This is a genomic window from Mesorhizobium sp. WSM4837 (genome assembly GCF_055811435.1).
On sequence record NZ_JBVVQE010000059.1, the window covers coordinates 1 to 18,747 of the forward strand.

Consider the following 18,747-nt stretch of genomic DNA (forward strand, 5'->3'; position numbering starts at 1 on the left):
GTCACAGACCGCGCCGGTTTTCTATGGTGGAAGGAGTTCCTTGTGTGGAAGGGATTCCGGCTCGAGCGATGTGGCTCGATGCGATTCCCTTTGTCTGCGGGAAGCTCTAAACTCCCGCCCATGACCGAATCAAAATCCATGATCCTTGGCTGCGCCGGGAAATCGCTCACACGCGACGAAATCAGTTTCTATCGCAGCGAATGCCCGTGGGGATTCATCCTGTTTGCCCGCAACATCGGCGAGGCCGAGCAGATCCGCGATCTGGTCGCCGCGATGCGCGATTGTGTCGAGCGCCCGGACGCCCCGGTGTTCATCGACCAGGAAGGCGGCCGTGTGCAGCGCCTGCGGCCGCCGCTGGCACCGAATTATCCGGCCGGTGGCGCGCTCGGCGCCTTGTGGCGCAACGACCACGATGCCGGCAACCGCGCAGCATGGCTGATGGCGCGGCTGCATGCTTTCGACCTGCTGCGCTACGGCATCACGGCTGATTGCCTGCCGGTGCTCGACGTGCCGATCGAGGGCGCCAGCGACGTCATCGGCGCGCGCGCCTATGGCAAGGAGCCTCGTGCCGTCATCGAACTGGGCCGCGCCGCGGCGGAGGGCCTGATGTCGGGAGGCGTGCTGCCGGTGATGAAGCATATTCCCGGGCATGGACGGGCCTTTGCCGACACGCATTTCGAACTGCCGACCGTCGATGCCTCGATGAGCGACTTGCAGCGGCATGATTTCGCCCCGTTCAGGGAGCTCAATCATTTGCCGATGGCGATGACGGCGCATGTCGTCTACAGCGCGATCGACCCGAAGAACCCGGCCACCACCTCCGGCAAGGTCATCGACGAGATCATCCGCGGCGAAATCGGTTTCGACGGGCTGCTGATGAGCGACGACACCTCGATGAAGGCACTTTCTGGGGATTTCCCGACAAAGGCGGCGGCGATCCTTGCGGCGGGCTGTGATCTGGTCCTTCACTGCAACGGCGTTTTCGAGGAGATGGTCGGCATTGCGTCGCGCACAACGGGGCTTGAAGGCACGTCGCTGCAACGCGCGCAACGGGCGCTGACCTATATCAAGAACCGCGATCGGGCTGATGAAACCGAGATACGCGCCGAATTCGCCACCTATTTCGATGCGGTGGCCTAGACCATGATCCCGAACGGTGGGAGCCGGTTTTTCGGAACAGATCACGGTCAAACACGAAGTTAGAAGCAAAGGAAGCGACAGGAAGTGGCGGAAACATTGGACAGCAAGGCCGGCAAGGCCGCACCGATGGACCGTCTTTGGGCCGAGAACGACGATTCGCGGCTGACCGGCGATCCCGCGCTGGTCGTCGATGTCGACGGTTTCGAGGGCCCGCTCGATCTTCTGCTGCATCTTGCCCGCAACCAGAAGGTCGATCTGTCGCGCATCTCGATCCTGGCGCTGGCCGAGCAATATCTGGCCTTCGTCGAAAAGGTGAGGGCGCTCAGGCTGGAGCTTGCCGCCGACTATCTGGTGATGGCGGCGTGGCTGGCGTTTCTCAAGTCGAAGCTTTTGATCCCCAAGCAACCCGGCGACGACGGTGAAAGCGGCGAGGAACTGGCGGCGGTGCTGCAATTCCGGTTGAAGCGACTGGAAGCGATGCGTGACGCGGCGGCACGCCTGGTCAATCGCAATCGGCTCGGGCGCGACGTGTTCGCCCGCGGCATGCCGGAAATGGTCATCGTCGAGAAACGCAACGCCTATTCGGCCTCGCTCTACGATCTGCTGACCGCCTATGCGGCGCAACGCCAGAAGCAGGCGATCACCAATGTGACGATCGCCAGGCGCGGTGTGTGGTCGCTCAAGGATGCGCGCGACATCCTGAACAGGCTGATCGGCACGCTTGCCGACTGGACGGCGCTGGACCGTTTCCTGGTCGAATATCTGACCGACCCGGACGAGCGGCGTACCGCGATTGCCAGTTCGTTTGCGGCGACGCTGGAACTGGTGCGCGAAGGCAAAATGGAAATGCGGCAGGACGACGTGTTCGCGCCGCTCTATCTGCGCGGTCGTGCGCAAGGCATCAGGGCAGTTGAGGTGGCATCATGAGCGAGCGCACCAACGCTTCGGTCATTCCGTTCAAGGTCGACGACGAGACCGAAGACGGCGTGCTCGCCGAGATGCTGGCAGAAAGTCAGGCCCAGAACTTGTCCCAGAATCCTGGCGAGCGGCTGCATATGGCAGAGGCCGTGCGCATGGCCGAGGCAATCGTGTTCGCCAGCGCCGAGCCGGTCAGCGAAAAGCAGCTTGCCGGGCGCCTGCCCGACGGCATCAATATTGCCGCGGCGATGGCTGAACTGCAGCAGATTTATGCGCGGCGCGGCGTCAATCTGGTGCGCGTTGGCGATGCCTGGGCGTTCCGCACCGCCGGCGATCTCGCTTTCCTGATGAGCCGCGACACGGTGCAGCAGAAGAAGCTTTCCCGTGCGGCGCTCGAAGTGCTGGCGATCATCGCCTACCACCAGCCGGTGACGCGCGCCGAGATCGAGGATGTCAGAGGCGTCGAGACCTCGAAGGGCACGCTGGACACGCTGATGGAGACCGAATGGGTGAAGATGCGCGGCCGGCGCCGCACGCCCGGCCGTCCCGTCACCTACGGCACCACCGACATCTTCCTCGACCATTTCGCGTTGGAGGAGATCCGCGATCTCCCAGGTATAGAGGAATTGAAGGGTGCCGGGCTGCTTTCGGGCCGCATGCCGTCGAATTTTTCCATTCCGACGCCGCCGGCCGACCCGGACGTGCTGACCGATGACGAGGATCCGCTGACCGACATCGACCTTGAGGAACTCGGCCTGTTGACGCCGCGTGTCGAGGAAGATTGACCGCAACGACGTGCCGAAAGCGATGGTATTTAACGGCTGCGCCGATTGGTAGCGGGCTGAGGCGCCGAAACTGCGTGACTTCGGCCACTCATTTATAAACTCTGTCGCGGTTGTGTTTGAATCCCGGCGCGAAAGCGCATAGATCATCGTCAGAGAAAACTTTCGAGAGAGATTGTTATGGGTTCATTTTCGATTTGGCATTGGCTGATCGTGCTGGTGATCGTGCTGCTGGTGTTCGGTCGCGGCAAGATTCCCGAGCTGATGGGTGACATGGCCAAGGGTATCAAGAGCTTCAAGAAGGGCATCGCCGACGACGAGGTTGCCGAGGACAAGCGCACCGTCGAGCACCGTGCCGACGAAACCGTTTCGGCAGCGAAGGAAAAGGCCAGCAAGAGCTGAGCCCAAAACTTTAGTCGGAACGTATCGCCATGTTCGACATCGGCTGGACCGAGATGCTGGTGATCGCGATCGTCATGATCGTGGTCGTCGGGCCCAAGGATTTGCCCAAGATGCTGCGCACTTTTGGCCGCACGACGGCGAAGATGCGCGGCATGGCAGCCGACTTCCAGAAACAGTTCAACGATGCGCTGAAGGAGGCCGAGCTTGACGACGTCAAGAAGTCGGTCGATTCACTCAGAAGCCTCAACCCGGCCGCCGAGATCAGGAAACAGCTCAACCCGTTCGAGCAGGCGGCGGCCGACGTCCGTTCAGGCGTCGACGCGGTGATGAAGCCGAAGCCGGCCGCAGACCCGGTCGCGCCGGCTGCTTCGACGCCGCAGGATACCGAGCTGAACAATGGCGCGACGGTGCTGCCGGGCGTCGATGCCCCGGAAGCGGCGCCGGCGGCGCCGACCTTTCCGGCGATGACCGATGGTTCGGTGACACCGCCTGTCGCGACGGCGGCGCCGGCCGCATCGCCAAAGGCCTCGGCGGCGAAGACGGAGGCCGCGCCAGCGAAAGCGATGCCGGCCTCCAAGGCCGCAGCGAAGCCAGCGGCAAAACCTGCTGTGACAAAGACCGCGGCTAAAAAGGCCGAGCCGAAGCCCGCACCAGCAACGGTGAAGAAGCCGGCCGCAGCCGCCAAAAGGACGGCGGGAGCCGCCAAGTGAGCATTTCGGAAAAGGACGAGATCGACAAGTCGGCGGCTCCGCTGATGGAGCATCTGATCGAGTTGCGCCGGCGGCTGATGTGGTCGATCGGCGGGTTCTTCGTCGCCTTCCTGTTCTGCTTCTTCTTCGCCAAGCAGTTGTTCAACCTGCTGGTCATCCCGTTCAAATGGGCGACGCAATGGGCAGGGCTCGACCCGCACAAGGTCGAGCTGATCTACACGGCGCCGCAGGAATTCTTCTTCACCCAGGTCAAGCTGGCGATGTTCGGCGGCATGGTGATCGCCTTTCCGCTGATCGCCACGCAGATCTACAAATTCATCGCGCCCGGCCTCTACAAGAATGAACGCAACGCCTTCCTGCCGTTCCTGATCGCTTCGCCGATCCTGTTCCTGATGGGCGCGTCGCTGGTCTATTTCTTCTTCACGCCGATGGTGATGTGGTTCTTCCTCGCCATGCAGCAGGCCGGCACCGACGACCAGGTGCAGATTTCGCTGCTGCCGAAAGTGTCGGAATATCTCAGCCTGATCATGACGCTGATCTTCTCCTTCGGGCTGGTGTTTCAGTTGCCGGTGGTGACCAGCCTGATGACGCGGGTGGGCATGCTGTCGTCCGAGGCGCTGGTCGAAAAGCGCAAATGGGCAATCGTCATCGCCTTCGTCGTCGCGGCTATTCTGACGCCACCCGACCCGATAAGCCAGATCGGTCTGGCCGTTCCCACGATCCTTCTCTACGAGGTCTCGATCTGGTCGGCCCGGCTGATCGAGCGCAGCAAGGAACGGGAACGTCTGGCGCGCGAGAAGCGGGAGGCTGCGGAAGCGGCGGCCGAGAAGCCGGCGGACGCGTCGTCGACCTAGCGGCATCGCCGTTATCTTGAGGTTTGCGGGACAGCGCGGGGCGCGAGGGAACTCGATCTTCACATCTTGCATCGGTCAAGGATGCGGTTTACGCCCCCTCTAGCTACTTGAGGACGAACAGACCATGCTTGACATCAAATGGATTCGCGACCATCCGATGGCCCTTGTCGAGGCGCTCCAGAAGCGCTCGTGGTCGGCTGCGGAGGCGGAGTCCACGGTCGATGATCTGATCGCCAGGGACGAGGCGCGGCGCGAACATCTGACCGAGCTGCAGACCAGGCAGGAGCGCCGCAACGCCGCCTCGAGAGAAATCGGCAACGCCATGCGCTCGGGCGACGCCGCCCTTGCCGAAAGACTGAAGGCCGAGGTCGGCGAGATCAAAGCCTTCATCCAGAACGGCGAGGCGCGCGAACGCGAGCTCGACAAGGCGCTGAACGTCGCATTGGCGGTGCTGCCCAACGTGCCGCTCGACGACGTGCCGGTCGGCAAAGACGAGCACGACAACGTCGTCAAGCGCACCGTCGGCAAGGTGCCGGCCCGCCCGAACTGGGTGAAGGAGCATTTCGAGATCGGCGAAGCGCTCGGCATGATGGATTTTGAGCGGGCGGCGAAACTGTCCGGTTCGCGGTTCACGGTGCTCAAGGGCGGACTGGCACGGATGGAACGCGCGCTCGGCCAGTTCATGCTGGACCTGCATACGACCGAGCATGGCTACGAGGAGGTCCAGCCGCCGCTGATGGTGCGCGACGAAGCGCTTTTCGGCACCGGGCAACTGCCGAAGTTCGAGGAGGATCTGTTCTTCGCCCCGCATGGGGACGGCAGGCTTGGCCTCATTCCCACCGCCGAAGTGCCGCTGACCAATCTCGTGCGCGAAGACATCACGCCGCATGAAAGACTGCCGCTGCGCTATACCGCGCTGACCTCGTGCTTCCGCTCGGAAGCGGGCTCGGCCGGGCGTGACACGCGTGGCATGCTGCGCCAGCACCAGTTCTACAAGGTCGAACTGGTGTCGATCACCGACCAGGACACCTCGCTTGCCGAGCACGAGCGGATGACCGAATGCGCTGAGGAAGTGCTGAAGCGGCTCGGCCTGCCGTTCCGCACCGTGACGCTGTGCACCGGCGACATGGGCTTTGGCGCGCGCAAGACCTATGACATCGAGGTCTGGCTGCCGGGCCAGAACGCCTATCGCGAGATTTCGTCCTGCTCGGTCTGTGGCGATTTCCAGGCACGGCGCATGGATGCCCGCTACAAGGACAAGGACGGCAAGGGCAACCGCTTCGTCCACACGCTGAACGGTTCCGGCACCGCCGTCGGCCGCGCCCTTATTGCCGTCATCGAAAACTACCAGAATGAGGATCGCAGCGTAACCATTCCTGAAGCGCTTCGGCCTTACATGGGCGGTCTGGAAAAGATCGAATCGAGATAATGCGCATCCTCCTGACCAATGATGACGGCATCCATGCCGAGGGCCTTGCATCGCTCGAACGCATCGCCCGCACGCTGTCGGACGATGTCTGGGTGGTGGCGCCGGAGCAGGATCAGTCCGGCTATGCGCATTCGCTGTCGATCTCGGAGCCGCTGCGCCTGAGAAAGATCGGCGAAAAGCACGTTGCCGTGCGCGGTACGCCGACCGACTGCGTCATCATGGGCGTAAAAAAAATCCTGCCCGCAGCACCAGACCTGATCCTGTCCGGGGTCAATTCCGGCGCCAACATCGCCGACGACGTCACCTATTCGGGCACCGTTGCCGGCGCCATGGAAGGCGCGCTGCTCGGTGTGCGCTCGATCGCGCTCAGCCAGGCTTATTCCTATGTCGGCGAGGATCGCCTCGTCCCTTACGAGACCACCGAGGCGCTGGCGCCGGCGCTGCTCAAAAAACTGGTCGCCATGCCGCTGCCGGATGGCGTGCTGCTCAACGTCAATTTTCCGAATTGCCTTCCCGAAGAGATCGCCGGCACGGTGGTCACCTCGCAAGGCAAGCTCGTCCACAGCCTGTGGGTCGACGAGCGCCGCGACGGCCGCGGGCTTCCCTATTATTGGCTGCGCTTCGGCCGCGAGCCGGTCGAGGGCAAGCAAGGCACTGATCTCCATGCCATGCGCAACCGGCTGGTGTCGGTGACGCCGCTGCAGCTCGATCTCACAGCGCATGAAATTCGCGATCAACTGACCAAGGCGCTCGCATGAACCTGAACCATGGTCCGACGGTCGATGACCGCGAAGGCTTCGCCGCTTTCCTGCTCCGCCTGCGCGGCAGGGGCGTGGTGCCGAAGGCGCTGATCGCCGCCTTCGAGGCGACGCCGCGGCGCGGCTTCCTTTCCGCACAGTTCCATCCGATCGCCTGGTCGGACCGCATGCTGCCGATCGAATGCGGCGAGGCGATCGAGGGCGCCGATCTGCAGGCTGCGGGGATCGCAGCACTTGCCATCGAGCCGGGCAACCGGGTGCTCGAGATCGGCACCGGGTCGGGCTACACGGCGGCGGTGATGTCGCGGCTCGCCGCGCGCGTCGTCACAATCGATCGCTACAAGACGCTGGTCGAGCAGGCCAAACAGCGCTTCGAGGCGCTCGGCATCGGCAATGTCATCGTGCGCCAGGCGGACGGCTCCAACGGACTGGCCAATGAAGCGCCGTTCGACCGTATCGTCGCGTGGGCGGCCTTCGACAGCCTGCCGCGCTTCCTGCTCGATCAATTGTCGAGCGGCGGCATCGTCATCGCCCCGATCGGACCCGAGGAGGGCGAGCAGGTGCTGGCCAAGCTGACCAAGGTCGGCAGCCGCTTCGAACGCGAGGACATCGGTCTCGTACGCCTGCAGCCGATCCTGCGCAGCGTGGCCGCCGTCATCTAGGATCTGTCGATGTTCAGGTGATGCCCGCAACTCACCTGTCTGGTCCGTCTCCGGCTTACCTCAGCTCAATCACTCCCGTCCAATGCAGCTTTAAATATTTTAAGAAAATTTGCGTCTGATTCTAGAGGTTTAACCGGCCGGTAACATTAACGCGCTTTAATCACGGTCAGTCTGTACCGGGTATCTGCGGGTAAATGCGATGCAATTCAGTATTTTGAAGGCAAACGGACGCAACCTGGCGCGGGGTATCGCCGTCCTGATGGTTGCGGGCACTACGGCGGGATGCAGTTCCCAGGTCTCGCGGTTCAACAGCGTCGACGATGTCTTCACGTCGTCGACAAACAACCAGCGCGCCATCATCGACAAGCAGGACGCCGCCCAGCCCTATCCCGGCGATGCCGCCGCGGTTTCGGCCGCGCCGCTCGACGGCAGCCACACCCAGTCGGTAAGCCGTTCAAGCCTCGAACCCGTCACGACGCAGCAATTGCCGCCGGTCGACCAGGCGCAGCCGGCTACCGCGTCGGCGCCCGCCGCCAGTCCGGCTCGCACCGCTTCGGCGCCAGCCGCTCCCCGGGTCGACCGGACTGCGACCGGAACCGTGGCAAAGCCGTTCAAAGAGTCACAGCCCGATGCTCCGCGCATGGCGACGGCGGGCGGCGAGCCGCGTGCCACCGAGATCATCGTCAAGGACGGCGAGACCATTTCCGGCCTGTCGCGGCGCTACGGCGTGCCCGCCGACGCGCTGATGAAGGTCAATGGGCTAAGCGCGACCAACGGGCTGAAGACCGGCCAGAAGATCGTCATCCCGGCCTATGCCTATTCGGGCAAGAAACCGGCGCCGAAGCTTGCCGACGCCAAGCCTGCGAACGACACCAAGCACGATGTGCCGGCCAAGGCGCCGGAGATGGTCGCCGTGCTGCCGCAGCAGCCCAAGCTCAAGGAGGGCAAGTCCGCCGCGCAGGTGGATGCATCGGCCGCGGCAAGCCAGCCAAAGGACGCCGCACCCAAGGCGGCTGGTGCCGGTGGCTCCTACACCGTGCAGCAGGGTGATACGCTGTCGGCCATCGCCAGGAAGACCGGCGTCGGCGTGGTTGCGTTGAAGCAGGCGAACGGCATGCAGGACGGTCTGCTCAAGATCGGCCAGACATTGAAGGTGCCGGCCGGCGGAACCGCGACAGTTGCCAACGCCAAGCAGGCAAAGGTCGATCCGGTAACAACTGCCACCACCCCGCCTGCGGCGAAGACGACGCCGTCGGAAACGCTCGCCGCCTACACGCCGCCGAAGAAGGAAAAGGTCATCCAGCAGGCCGAGGACGACGACGCGGTCGCGCCGAACGCCACCGGTATCGGCAAGATGCGCTGGCCGGTGCGCGGCCGCGTGATCTCCAGTTTCGGCGGCGGCAAGGACGGTGTCGACATCGCCGTGCCGGAAGGAACGCCAGTCAAGGCGGCCGAGAACGGCGTCGTCATCTATGCCGGCGATGGCCTCAAGGAATTCGGCAATACGGTGCTGGTGCGCCACGAGAACGGTTTGGTCACAGTCTATGGTCACGCCCGTTCGATAGAGGTCCAGCGCGGCCAGAAGGTCAAGCGCGGCCAGGAAATCGCGCAGTCCGGCATGAGCGGCACCACCGACTCGCCGAAACTGCATTTCGAAGTGCGCAAGAATTCGGCGCCGGTCGATCCTTCGACCTATCTTGAATAAAGAAAGTCCTTCGACCTATCTTGAATAGAACAAGAAAAGCGATTGCGGGCCGCCTGACCTCCAGTCCGGCCTGCCGGCTCAGCCCGCTCCGCAAGGGGCGGGCTTTTTCAGAGGCGTTTCCGGACCATGATCTTGTCCGAAAACCGGGCTCCACTTTTTGCTACGCTGACCTTCGGTTCGGGATCATGGTCTAATCCTGGAGCGACTTGCCGAGCCGGCCTGCCAGATCCTGGGTATACTGCCAGGCGACGCGGCCCGAACGGCTGCCGCGCGTCGTCGCCCATTCCAGCGCCTCGGCGCGCAGCGTCTCGGGATCGATGGCAAGTCCGTGATGGCGGACATATCCGTCGATCATGTCGAGATACTCGTCCTGCGAGCATTTGTGGAAGCCGAGCCAAAGGCCGAAACGGTCGGAGAGCGAGACTTTTTCCTCGACCGCTTCCGACGGGTTGATGGCGGTCGAGCGCTCATTGTCGATCATGTCGCGCGGCAAAAGGTGGCGCCGGTTCGACGTGGCGTAGAAGATCACATTGGCCGGGCGGCCCTCGACTCCGCCTTCGAGCGCCGCCTTCAGCGACTTGTAGGACGTGTCGTCGTGGTCGAATGAGAGGTCGTCGCAAAACAGGATAAAACGGTAAGGCGCTGCCTTCAGCAGCGCCATCAGCTTCGGCAGCGTGTCGATGTCCTCGCGGTGGATCTCGATGAGCTTGAGTGGCAGGTCCAGCTTTGCCGATGCGTTGACCGCCGCGTGCACGGCCTTGACCAGCGAGGATTTTCCCATGCCGCGTGCGCCCCACAACAGCACGTTGTTGGCTGCGTAACCGGACGCGAAACGCTCGGTGTTGTCGACCAGTATGTCGCGGACGCGGTCGACGCCGCGGATCAAACCGATGTCGACGCGGTTGACCTTGCGCACCGGCTCCAGATAGCCGGGATCAGCCTGCCAGACGAAGCAGTCGGCCGCGCCGAGATCGGTTTCCGGCACCGGGGGCGGGGCGAGGCGGGCGACCGCCTCGATCAGGCGGTCGAGCTTCCTGTTCAGGGCTTCGATGGTGCTGTCGGTCATTCTTGTCTTTTGCATTCAGGAAGCAACGGAACCTGTCGATTCCGGCGGCTTCGCAACCGGCTCCAACCTTTTGTTAGGGCACGATCTTTTTCGAGAACCGCGCTCCATCATTCGGGACCATGCTCTAACACGGCTCAACCAGCCGGAAAAGCAGCTGAAATGCTCGGCCGCAGTTGCATTGGCAACTTTACCGACTATATTCCGGCCAAATTTCACGGGGCCGCCAAATTACCCGTTTGGCGGCTGTTTTTCAAAATTCAGGAGTACTTCGATGTTCGTGACACCGGCATATGCCCAAGGCGTCGGCACCTCCCCGGATATGTTCATCAGCATTTTGCCGTTTGTCCTGATTTTCGTGATCATGTATTTTCTGATCATCCGGCCGCAGCGCACGCAGTTGAAGAAGCGCGGCGAGATGCTGGCGGCGGTGCGCCGCGGCGATACGGTCGTCACTGGCGGCGGTTTCGTCGGCAAGGTGACCAAGGTCATCGATGACAACGAGCTCGAGATCGATCTCGGCGGTGGCACCAAGGTAACGGCGCTGCGCTCGACGATCGCCGATGTGCGCGTCAAGGGCGAGCCAGTGGCGAACCAGAACGCCAAGAAATAAACCGATTGTCGGCGAACGATCTGCGGATACACCCAGACCGACAAACGCCATTTGCTGTATTTTCGCGCTTCAGGATGAACCTGATCTGGCTGGCCGCCGGTATCACGGGGCGCCAACGATCTCGTGATGCCATTGCGCGCTGGTCCCATGCCGGCAAGATTGACAATAGTTGAAGAAAGCCCGATGGCAGCATCAAAGTGAACTGCCTTGTGCTGACATCAACCTTTGTGCGGACCACGGCGAGCCAGTGGCGAACCAGAGCGCCTATAAATAACCCAATTCCAGGCGGAACGATCCGCCCGAATGCCGTGACGGACGACGCTATATGCTCTATTTCTCGCGCTTCAAGATGATCCTGATCTGGCTGGCCGTGGCCGCCACAGTGATCCTGGCTGCGCCCAATCTTTTTTCGGCAAGCACGGTCGCCAAGCTTCCCGACTGGGTGCCGAAGCGCCAGATGACGCTCGGCCTCGATCTGCAGGGCGGCTCGCATATCCTGCTCAGGATGGATCCGAACGATCTGATCAAGGATCGGCTGGAGACGACGCGCGACGAAATCAGGACGCGGCTGCGCGATGCCAAGATCGGTTATACCGGCCTTGCCGGATCAGGCCGGGCCGTGCAGGTCCGCATCACCGATCCTGGTCAGGTCGAAGCCGCCAAGACGGCGCTGAAGACATTGACCGATCCGGTGGCCGCCGGCCTGTTCAGCGGCGGCTCCGTCCAGGAAATGTCGCTGGATGATACCGAGTCCGGTCTGCTCAAATTCGCCTTCACCGATGCCGGCATCAAATATCGCACGTCGACGGCGCTGGCGCAGTCGCTCGAAGTCGTCGAGCGCCGCGTCAACGAACTCGGCACCACCGAGCCGATCGTGCAACGCCAAGGCGACGACCGCATTCTGGTGCAGGTGCCGGGCCTGCAGGATCCGCAACGGCTGAAGGACATTCTAGGCCAGACCGCCAAGCTGACCTTCCAGATGGTCGACCAGTCGATGCCGGTGCAGGACGCGCTCAACGGTCGTCCACCGGCCGGATCCTCGGTGTTGTATTCGCAGGATGATCCGCCGGTTCCCTATCTGATCGAGAACCGCGTCATCGTTTCTGGCGAGAATCTCGTCGATGCGCAGGCGACGTACAATTCCCAGACCAATGAGCCGGTGGTTTCGTTCACGTTCGATTCCAAAGGGGCGGCGCGTTTCGGCCAGGCCACCTCGCAGAATGTCGGCAAGCTGTTTGCCATCATCCTCGACAATCAGGTGATTTCGGCGCCGCAGATCCGCGAACCGATCCTTGGCGGCAGCGGCCAGATCTCAGGCAATTTCACCGCCGAGAGCGCCAACGATCTCGCCGTGCTGTTGCGTGCCGGCGCGCTGCCGGCGACGCTGACGGTGATCGAAGAGCGCACGGTAGGCCCTGGGCTCGGCGAAGATTCCATTCACGCCGGCAAGGTTGCCGGCGTGATCGGCTCCATCCTCGTCGTCGTGTTCATGTTCGTGGCCTATGGCTTTCTCGGCTTCATTGCCAACATCGCGTTGGCGGTGCATGTCGCGATGATCATCGGGTTGTTGTCATTGCTTGGCGCGACACTGACATTGCCCGGCATCGCCGGCATCGTGCTGACCATCGGCATGGCGGTCGATTCAAACGTTCTCATCTACGAGCGCATCCGCGAGGAGCGGCGAAACGGCCGCTCGGTAATCCAGGCGATCGACACGGGCTTTTCCAAAGCGCTGGCGACCATCGTCGATTCGAACGTCACCTCGCTGATCGCGACCGTGGTGCTGTTCTGGCTCGGGACCGGCCCGGTGAAGGGCTTTGCCGTAACCTTCGCCATCGGCATTCTGACCACCGTCTTCACCGCCTTCACCTTCACCCGCCTGCTGGTGTCGATCTGGCTTCGCCGCGCCCGCCCGAAGGAATTGCCGCGCGCGCCGGTGACCTTCGTCCCGCCGGGCACGCGAATTCCGTTCATGGGCATCCGCCGCTGGACATTCGCGCTGTCCAGCGTGCTGTCGATCCTGGCGGTCGTGCTGTTCATGACCGTCGACATCAATTACGGCATCGACTTCAAGGGAGGGTCGCTGATCGAGGTCCAGGCCAAGGATGGCACCGCCGATATTGCCGACATCCGCGGCAGGCTTTCGGAACTCAACATCGGCGAAGTGCAGGTGCAGCAGTTCGGCGACCCGAACGACGTCTTGATCCGCGTCGGCACGCAGGAGGGCGGCGAGAACGCCGAACAGACCGTCATCGACAAGGTGCGTGGCGAGTTGCAGGACCATTACGATTTCCGCCGCGTCGAGGTGGTGGGACCGACGGTTTCCGGCGAGCTTGCCAAGCAAGGCACCATCGCCATGCTGATCGCGCTGCTCGGAATCCTGGTCTATGTCTGGTTCCGCTTCGAATGGCAGTTCGCGGTCGGCGCCATCATCGCCACGGTCCACGATGTGGTCATGACCATCGGCTTCTTTGTCATCTCCGGTCTCGAATTCAACCAATCGTCGCTTGCGGCGATACTCACCATCATCGGCTATTCGCTCAATGACACGATCGTCGTCTATGACCGTGTTCGCGAAGACTTGCGAAAATACAAGAGGATGCCGTTGCCACAATTGTTGAACAACGCCATCAACGAGACGCTGTCGCGAACGACGCTGACCTCGGTGACGACGATGCTCGCGCTGCTGGCGCTTGTGCTGTTCGGCGGCGAGGTGATCCGCTCGTTCACGCTGGCGATGCTGTTCGGCGTCGTCTTCGGAACCTATTCGTCGATTTTCATCGCCGCGCCATTGCTCATCCTGTTCAAGCTGCGGCCGGAAACCGCGACGGCCGATGTGGAGAAGCCGGTGAGCGGCGGCAAAGCCATAGCAACCTGACGGGCGGCCAACGGGATGACCAAAGGCATTGTCATCCGTGAGGCGCATTTCCCCGGCCGTGCGCCGATCGAGGCCTACGGCAATGGCGGGTTTCGGTTCGCCGACATGTCGCATCGCGGCTCGCTCCTGTGCCTGCCGTCGGGCATCTATGGCTGGGAGCCGGCTGATCCCCTGGCGCTGACGGCGGCGGATTTCGCCAAGTTGCTCAACGAGGCTGACCAGGTCGAGATCCTGCTGGTCGGCGCCGGCAAGGATCTCAGGCCGTTGCCGGCGGCGCTGCGTGCTGTGTTGAAGGCGGCGGGCATTGCGGCCGATCCGATGTCGACTGGTGCTGCCGTGCGGACCTACAATGTTCTCCTGGCGGAAAACCGTGCGGTGGCCGCCGCGCTGATTGCCGTCGAGTGACGTGAGCGAAAACGCCAAAATCGTCATGGAAACGGTGCGCGCCGCCGACCATGATCGCTATGTTTGCGCGCTCTATGCGCCCGAGGACAAGCGTGACGCGTTGTTTTCGCTCTATGCCTTCAATGCCGAGATATCAGGCATTCGCGACCGTATCCGCGAGGCACTGCCCGGCGAGGTGCGACTGCAATGGTGGCGCGATGTCATCGCAGCCGAGGACCCCGGGGTAGACACCGGCCATCCCGTCGCCGACGCGTTGAAGGCGACGATTTCCGCCCACCACCTGCCGAAGCTCGCCTTCGAGAACATGCTCGAAGCCCGTATTTTCGATCTCTATGACGACCCCATGCCGTCGCGCACCGATCTGGAAGGCTATTGCGGCGAGACAGCAGCGGCGCTCATCCAGCTTGCAGCGATGGTGCTCGATCCCGTCGAAGCGCCGCGTTTCGCCGAACTTGCGGGCAGGGCAGGTTGCGCACAAGCGATGACCGGCCTTTTGCTGCTGCTGCCATTGCATCGCAAGCGTGGGCAATGCTTTGTCCCGGCCGACATTCTGGCCGCGGCAGGATCGTCGTCCGAAGAGTTCGTTGCGAGCGATGACGGGCCTGGAGCACAACGCGCCGTCGCCGCAATGATCGCGCTGGCGCAAGAACATCTTGCAGCTTTCGAAAGCGGTGCATCGTCGTTGCCGGATTCGCTCAGACCAGCATTTTTGCCGCTGGCCTTGTCGCGCGCCTATCTCGGCAAGATGGAAAGTTCTCGTCAGTCACCTCTGAACGAGGTGGCGCGGCTCTCGGCCTGGCGCCGGCATTTTCTGTTGTTGCGCCGCGCGACGCGAGGCTGGCCGGACGCCTGAAGGCTGCCAAGCATGAAGGAATCCGGAAAGCCGGAACTATCACGGCAGCCGTAGACGTCTGTCACGATGGGTCCTCGATCCGCCATCGCGCATCAGCGCCTCATAGTCGCGACCGCCATAGAAGATGTTGACGATGCGGACAACATCTACAACGTAAGCGATGATGGCAGAGTGCTCGAACGGCACTGTTCGCAATCCCGGCGCAATGTCATCGCGCGACCGGCCACCCCGAGGCGCATTGCCGATGCTCTGGCAGCGGTCTTCGATACACAAGACGAATTGCAGCGCGACTTCCGGACTTCCGCCAGCCTCTACGATGTTCCTGAAAATGTCGGCCAGATCATCCCTGGCGGTTTCTCGATACTCGACTTCAAGCCGCTAAATCATCAGAACGGCTCGAAAGTCGGGCGACGAACCCCCGAAGGTGAGCGCGAACCTCTTCTCCTGAATAGCCCGGCCTTGTATCCTCGATCGATGCCTTCACGCGCGCCCTGATCGAGGCCATGCGCTCGGCATGCTCTTCCTCCTCGCGCTGGAAGGCGCGAAGGGCTGCACGGATGACCTCGCTCGCCGATCCAAAGGTGCCATCCTCGACTTTTTCGGGGATCATGCGCGCCATGGCGGGCGTGACGGTGACGGACAGTTTCTCGGCGGGTTCCACGGAATTGCTCCCTATGATGGTAGGATAGTATCCTACTCCCTGCCGGCCGATCGACAAGAACAGACAGGCGGCCTATTCCGCCGCTTCCGCCTGGGAAGGCAGCCCCAGCCATTCGCGGCAGGCGGCCAGCGCACGCGACGTCACGGCACGCCGCTTGGCGACGGTCTTGTCCTTGCCGCGCAGGCGTTGTCCCTCGGCTTGCGGCGCTTCCACCGGAGGGAACAAGCCGAAATTGATGTTCATCGGCTGGAATGAGCGCTTTCCCGGCTCGTCGTCGGAAACGATGTGACCGCCGGTAATATGGTTGAGCAGCGCGCCAAAGGCTGTGGTCATCGGCGGCAGCGCCGGCGCGTGGCCCAACCGCTCGGCGGCGGCAAAGCGCCCGGCAAGCAGGCCGATGGCGGCACTTTCGACATAGCCCTCGCAGCCGGTGATCTGGCCGGCGAAGCGCAGGCCGGGCCGTGATTTCAACTGCAGCGATTGGTCAAGCAACGTCGGCGAATTGATATAGGTGTTGCGGTGCAGGCCGCCGAGGCGGGCAAACTCAGCGTTTTCGAGGCCCGGGATGGTGCGGATCACGCGCACCTGTTCGGCGTGCTTCAGCTTGGTCTGGAAGCCGACCATGTTGTAGAGCGTGCCCAGCGCATTGTCCTGGCGAAGCTGCACGACGGCATAGGCCTTTACCGACGGATTGTGCGCATTGGTCAGCCCCATCGGCTTCATCGGCCCATGGCGCAGCGTCTCGACGCCGCGCTCGGCCATGATCTCGATCGGCAGGCAGCCGTCGAAATAGGGCGTGCCTTCCCATTGCTTGAATTCGGTCTTTTGGCCGTCGACAAGCGCCTGCACGAAGGCAAGATATTGCTCCTTGTCCATCGGACAGTTGATGTAATCCTTGCCGGTGCCGCCAGGTCCGACCTTGTCGTAGCGCGACTGGAACCAGCAGATGTCCATGTTGATCGTGTCGAAATGGACGATCGGCGCGATGGCGTCGAAGAAGGCGAGCGCATCGGCCCCGGTCACTTCCGCGATCGATTGGGCGAGCCCAGGTGCGGTCAGCGGGCCGGTGGCGATGATCGCCTGGTCCCAATCCGCCGGCGGCAGGCCTGGCACTTCCTCGCGCTGGATGGTGATGAGCGGGTGCGCTTCGAGCTTTTTTGTCACCGCTCCGGAAAACCCGTCGCGGTCGACAGCCAGCGCACCGCCGGCCGGCACCTGGTGCGCGTCGCCGGCGCTCATGATCAGCGAACCGGCCAGCCGCATTTCGGCGTGCAGCAGGCCGACGGCGTTGGTCTGCGCATCGTCGGAGCGGAAGGAATTGGAACAGACGAGTTCGGCCAATCCATCCGTCTTGTGCGCATCGGTGCCGCGGATGGGACGCATTTCATGCAGCACGACGGGAACGCCGGCTTCGGCCGCCTGCCAGGCGGCTTCAGAACCGGCCAGGCCACCGCCGATGACGTGAATGGGATTCTTGTTCATGAGCGCCGAAATAATCCTTTGTAGCTGCGATTGCAATTACACGAGCCGGCCGTGTCGGCCGCGTTGTTGCCGCCAAGCGCTGCAATCGTCTACTGTAGGAGAATGGACGGGGTGCTTGGGATCTTTGCCAGAGCGACATTTCTGACAGTCGTGATCGCCGTGGGCGGATCGGCGGCCGCCGGCGAACTGGCTGCGACGGCTTCCAAGCGGATCCCCATCTGCCACGGCTACAGTTGCAACTATCGCACGATGCTGGCGCTTGGCCCCGGTGACGGCGCGCGTTTCCGCTCTATCCTGCGTGCCGGCGCCGGTTCGCCCCAAGCCGAGCGAGCCGCCATTTCGAAGGCTATTAGCTATTTCGAGCAGCGCATTTTCCGGGCCACCGGAATTCGCGATCTGCCGCAGTCGGAATTCGGCGCATCGCGCATCAGGGGCCAGATGGATTGTGTCGACGAATCGACCAATACCCATGCGCTGCTGGTCTATCTTGCCGAGCGAAAATTGCTCAGGTTCCACAAGGTTGAGGACAAGGCCTCGCGAGGCTTGTTTGTCGACGGGCGCTATCCCCATTGGACGGCGGTGATCAGCGACCGCAGAGGCACCGAGTGGGTGGTGGATTCCTGGTATGCGCCGATGGGCGGCGCACCGGACATTTTTCCGCTCAGCCAGTGGAAGAAGAGGGGTGTGCTGGAAAGCGGTGCGCTCGACTAACGACAGGGACTTCCCCGCCAGGACGAATTCCCAGAACGATTCTCAGAGTGTGCGTCGAGCCTGAAAAACAACAACACCCGCCGGGGGAGGATCCGGCGGGTGTCGTTTTGCTGGTCGATCCTCGGGAGGAGGTGAAGATCGACCGTATTCGCCATCGCCGGGGAGGAGGTCGGCTTTGACGAAATTCCTTTCGCCTGATGAAAGGGGGCGAAACCCTTTTGGACGAAATCGCTTCGCCCTGGGGGAAACAGCGCCCGCCGCGGGAGGAGGTGCGGCGGGCGCCGTTTTTGTGGTCAACCCTCGGGAGGAGGTGAAGGCTGACCGTATCCGTCAGGGTCGGGGAGGAGGTCGACCCGGGCGAAATTCTGACTAGATCGCCTTGCGGGCGATGCTCTTGATCTCTTCGCGGACGATGCCGAGATCATGCAGCTGGCGGTTCGAAAGGCGACCCAGCTCGGTAACCGTCGAGCGATAAACGCGCCAGTTGCGATAGTTGCGGATCAGGTTCATTGTCGTTCTCTTTTCAAGTCAAACTGGTTCGGACCATTTGCGGTCCGAAGAGGATTAGACCGCCTTGCGGGCGACGTAGTGGATGTCGCTGCGGCTGATGCCGAGGTCGGTCAGTTCGCGGTTGCTCAGGCGGCTCAGCTCGGAAACGGTGTCCCGGTAGCGGCGCCAGTTGCGGTAGTTGCGGATCAGGTTCATGGTATTCTCGTTTCGT

At 62.6% G+C, this 18,747-nt stretch carries 20 protein-coding genes and 1 pseudogene; 15 read left to right on the top strand and 6 right to left on the bottom strand.

Annotated features, from left to right (window positions below; all coding sequences use genetic code 11):
- The first annotated feature begins 120 nt into the window (after positions 1-120).
- From nagZ to AC0L3D_RS27145, 10 genes are all read left to right on the top strand, one after another.
- Complete coding sequence (nagZ, locus tag AC0L3D_RS27100) at positions 121-1,140, top strand: beta-N-acetylhexosaminidase (RefSeq protein WP_023802575.1); 1,020 nt, start codon at positions 121-123, stop codon at positions 1,138-1,140.
- Positions 1,141-1,266: 126 nt separating this feature from the next.
- Positions 1,267-2,067 carry a segregation and condensation protein A gene (locus AC0L3D_RS27105; RefSeq protein WP_023802574.1) on the top strand — a complete coding sequence of 267 codons (801 nt, stop codon included), beginning with the start codon at positions 1,267-1,269 and terminating at the stop codon, positions 2,065-2,067.
- On the top strand, positions 2,064-2,843 hold the full coding sequence (gene scpB, locus AC0L3D_RS27110; RefSeq protein ID WP_128246782.1) for an SMC-Scp complex subunit ScpB: 780 nt from the start codon (positions 2,064-2,066) through the stop codon (positions 2,841-2,843). Before AC0L3D_RS27105 ends, scpB begins: the two co-directional genes overlap by 4 nt.
- A 177-nt stretch (positions 2,844-3,020) precedes the next feature.
- Positions 3,021-3,242 carry a twin-arginine translocase TatA/TatE family subunit gene (locus AC0L3D_RS27115; RefSeq protein ID WP_023802572.1) on the top strand — a complete coding sequence of 74 codons (222 nt, stop codon included), beginning with the start codon at positions 3,021-3,023 and terminating at the stop codon, positions 3,240-3,242.
- Positions 3,243-3,271: 29 nt separating this feature from the next.
- Positions 3,272-3,952 carry a Sec-independent protein translocase protein TatB gene (gene tatB / locus AC0L3D_RS27120; protein WP_473646364.1) on the top strand — a complete coding sequence of 227 codons (681 nt, stop codon included), beginning with the start codon at positions 3,272-3,274 and terminating at the stop codon, positions 3,950-3,952.
- Positions 3,953-3,996: 44 nt separating this feature from the next.
- On the top strand, positions 3,997-4,806 hold the full coding sequence (gene tatC / locus AC0L3D_RS27125; protein ID WP_051407946.1) for a twin-arginine translocase subunit TatC: 810 nt from the start codon (positions 3,997-3,999) through the stop codon (positions 4,804-4,806).
- A 124-nt stretch (positions 4,807-4,930) separates the two neighbouring features.
- The gene (gene serS / locus AC0L3D_RS27130) at positions 4,931-6,235 is read left to right on the top strand and encodes a serine--tRNA ligase (RefSeq protein ID WP_473646365.1); all 1,305 of its coding nucleotides are present in this window, start codon (positions 4,931-4,933) and stop codon (positions 6,233-6,235) included.
- Positions 6,235-6,993 carry a 5'/3'-nucleotidase SurE gene (surE, locus tag AC0L3D_RS27135; protein WP_473646367.1) on the top strand — a complete coding sequence of 253 codons (759 nt, stop codon included), beginning with the start codon at positions 6,235-6,237 and terminating at the stop codon, positions 6,991-6,993. Before serS ends, surE begins: the two co-directional genes overlap by 1 nt.
- Positions 6,990-7,655, top strand: coding sequence for a protein-L-isoaspartate(D-aspartate) O-methyltransferase (locus AC0L3D_RS27140; protein ID WP_473646369.1), 666 nt, complete (start codon positions 6,990-6,992; stop codon positions 7,653-7,655). Before surE ends, AC0L3D_RS27140 begins: the two co-directional genes overlap by 4 nt.
- 199 nt (positions 7,656-7,854) lie before the next feature.
- A complete protein-coding gene (locus tag AC0L3D_RS27145) occupies positions 7,855-9,360 on the top strand; it encodes a peptidoglycan DD-metalloendopeptidase family protein (protein WP_473646370.1) in 1,506 nt (501 codons plus the stop codon).
- 190 nt (positions 9,361-9,550) lie between these two features.
- Here AC0L3D_RS27145 and AC0L3D_RS27150 read toward each other — a convergent pair whose 3' ends face one another.
- Positions 9,551-10,426 (bottom strand): ATP-binding protein, encoded by an 876-nt coding sequence (locus tag AC0L3D_RS27150; RefSeq protein ID WP_473646372.1) that lies wholly within the window; start codon positions 10,424-10,426, stop codon positions 9,551-9,553.
- Positions 10,427-10,697: 271 nt separating this feature from the next.
- Here AC0L3D_RS27150 and yajC point away from each other — a divergent pair, with 271 nt between their 5' ends.
- The 4 genes from yajC (at position 10,698) to AC0L3D_RS27170 (ending at position 15,172) form a co-directional block, all read left to right on the top strand.
- The gene (yajC, locus tag AC0L3D_RS27155; protein WP_023802565.1) at positions 10,698-11,036 is read left to right on the top strand and encodes a preprotein translocase subunit YajC; all 339 of its coding nucleotides are present in this window, start codon (positions 10,698-10,700) and stop codon (positions 11,034-11,036) included.
- A 325-nt stretch (positions 11,037-11,361) separates the two neighbouring features.
- Complete coding sequence (secDF, locus tag AC0L3D_RS27160) at positions 11,362-13,914, top strand: protein translocase subunit SecDF (protein ID WP_473646374.1); 2,553 nt, start codon at positions 11,362-11,364, stop codon at positions 13,912-13,914.
- A gap of 15 nt (positions 13,915-13,929) precedes the next feature.
- Positions 13,930-14,319, top strand: coding sequence for an Mth938-like domain-containing protein (locus AC0L3D_RS27165; RefSeq protein ID WP_023802563.1), 390 nt, complete (start codon positions 13,930-13,932; stop codon positions 14,317-14,319).
- 1 nt (position 14,320) lies between these two features.
- Positions 14,321-15,172: a phytoene/squalene synthase family protein gene (locus tag AC0L3D_RS27170; RefSeq protein ID WP_473646375.1), complete on the top strand. Its 852-nt coding sequence runs from the start codon at positions 14,321-14,323 to the stop codon at positions 15,170-15,172.
- A 39-nt stretch (positions 15,173-15,211) separates the two neighbouring features.
- Here AC0L3D_RS27170 and AC0L3D_RS27175 read toward each other — a convergent pair.
- The 3 genes and pseudogenes from AC0L3D_RS27175 to trmFO form a co-directional block, all read right to left on the bottom strand.
- A pseudogene (locus tag AC0L3D_RS27175) lies at positions 15,212-15,550 on the bottom strand (type II toxin-antitoxin system RelE/ParE family toxin); the annotation flags it as partial.
- Entirely contained in the window at positions 15,543-15,833 is a 291-nt protein-coding gene (locus AC0L3D_RS27180; RefSeq protein WP_473646376.1) for a type II toxin-antitoxin system ParD family antitoxin, read from the bottom strand. The pseudogene AC0L3D_RS27175 and the gene AC0L3D_RS27180, both read right to left, overlap by 8 nt.
- A 72-nt stretch (positions 15,834-15,905) precedes the next feature.
- On the bottom strand, positions 15,906-17,315 hold the full coding sequence (gene trmFO, locus AC0L3D_RS27185) for a methylenetetrahydrofolate--tRNA-(uracil(54)-C(5))-methyltransferase (FADH(2)-oxidizing) TrmFO (RefSeq protein WP_473646378.1): 1,410 nt from the start codon (positions 17,313-17,315) through the stop codon (positions 15,906-15,908).
- 102 nt (positions 17,316-17,417) lie between these two features.
- Between trmFO and AC0L3D_RS27190 the strand changes: the two genes are divergently transcribed.
- The gene (locus AC0L3D_RS27190; RefSeq protein WP_473646380.1) at positions 17,418-18,026 is read left to right on the top strand and encodes a hypothetical protein; all 609 of its coding nucleotides are present in this window, start codon (positions 17,418-17,420) and stop codon (positions 18,024-18,026) included.
- Between the two features lie 369 nt (positions 18,027-18,395).
- On the opposite strand, the gene AC0L3D_RS27195 is transcribed toward AC0L3D_RS27190, so the two are convergent.
- Both AC0L3D_RS27195 and AC0L3D_RS27200 read right to left on the bottom strand, forming a co-directional pair.
- Complete coding sequence (locus AC0L3D_RS27195) at positions 18,396-18,536, bottom strand: DUF1127 domain-containing protein (protein WP_023802557.1); 141 nt, start codon at positions 18,534-18,536, stop codon at positions 18,396-18,398.
- A gap of 54 nt (positions 18,537-18,590) precedes the next feature.
- Positions 18,591-18,731 (bottom strand): DUF1127 domain-containing protein, encoded by a 141-nt coding sequence (locus AC0L3D_RS27200; protein WP_006335194.1) that lies wholly within the window; start codon positions 18,729-18,731, stop codon positions 18,591-18,593.
- Between the last annotated feature and the right edge of the window lie 16 nt (positions 18,732-18,747).

Bases quoted from the DNA above. Each gene is read 5' to 3' on its own strand.
- nagZ (WP_023802575.1), top strand. From the start codon at position 121: ATGACCGAATCAAAATCCATGATCCTTGGCTGCGCCGGGAAATCGCTC.
- AC0L3D_RS27105 (WP_023802574.1), top strand. From the start codon at position 1,267: ATGGACCGTCTTTGGGCCGAGAACGACGATTCGCGGCTGACCGGCGAT.
- scpB (WP_128246782.1), top strand. From the start codon at position 2,064: ATGAGCGAGCGCACCAACGCTTCGGTCATTCCGTTCAAGGTCGACGAC.
- AC0L3D_RS27115 (WP_023802572.1), top strand. From the start codon at position 3,021: ATGGGTTCATTTTCGATTTGGCATTGGCTGATCGTGCTGGTGATCGTG.
- tatB (WP_473646364.1), top strand. From the start codon at position 3,272: ATGTTCGACATCGGCTGGACCGAGATGCTGGTGATCGCGATCGTCATG.
- tatC (WP_051407946.1), top strand. From the start codon at position 3,997: ATGGAGCATCTGATCGAGTTGCGCCGGCGGCTGATGTGGTCGATCGGC.
- serS (WP_473646365.1), top strand. From the start codon at position 4,931: ATGCTTGACATCAAATGGATTCGCGACCATCCGATGGCCCTTGTCGAG.
- surE (WP_473646367.1), top strand. From the start codon at position 6,235: ATGCGCATCCTCCTGACCAATGATGACGGCATCCATGCCGAGGGCCTT.
- AC0L3D_RS27140 (WP_473646369.1), top strand. From the start codon at position 6,990: ATGAACCTGAACCATGGTCCGACGGTCGATGACCGCGAAGGCTTCGCC.
- AC0L3D_RS27145 (WP_473646370.1), top strand. From the start codon at position 7,855: ATGCAATTCAGTATTTTGAAGGCAAACGGACGCAACCTGGCGCGGGGT.
- AC0L3D_RS27150 (WP_473646372.1), bottom strand. From the start codon at position 10,426: ATGACCGACAGCACCATCGAAGCCCTGAACAGGAAGCTCGACCGCCTG.
- yajC (WP_023802565.1), top strand. From the start codon at position 10,698: ATGTTCGTGACACCGGCATATGCCCAAGGCGTCGGCACCTCCCCGGAT.
- secDF (WP_473646374.1), top strand. From the start codon at position 11,362: ATGCTCTATTTCTCGCGCTTCAAGATGATCCTGATCTGGCTGGCCGTG.
- AC0L3D_RS27165 (WP_023802563.1), top strand. From the start codon at position 13,930: ATGACCAAAGGCATTGTCATCCGTGAGGCGCATTTCCCCGGCCGTGCG.
- trmFO (WP_473646378.1), bottom strand. From the start codon at position 17,315: ATGAACAAGAATCCCATTCACGTCATCGGCGGTGGCCTGGCCGGTTCT.
- AC0L3D_RS27190 (WP_473646380.1), top strand. From the start codon at position 17,418: ATGGACGGGGTGCTTGGGATCTTTGCCAGAGCGACATTTCTGACAGTC.
- AC0L3D_RS27195 (WP_023802557.1), bottom strand. From the start codon at position 18,536: ATGAACCTGATCCGCAACTATCGCAACTGGCGCGTTTATCGCTCGACG.
- AC0L3D_RS27200 (WP_006335194.1), bottom strand. From the start codon at position 18,731: ATGAACCTGATCCGCAACTACCGCAACTGGCGCCGCTACCGGGACACC.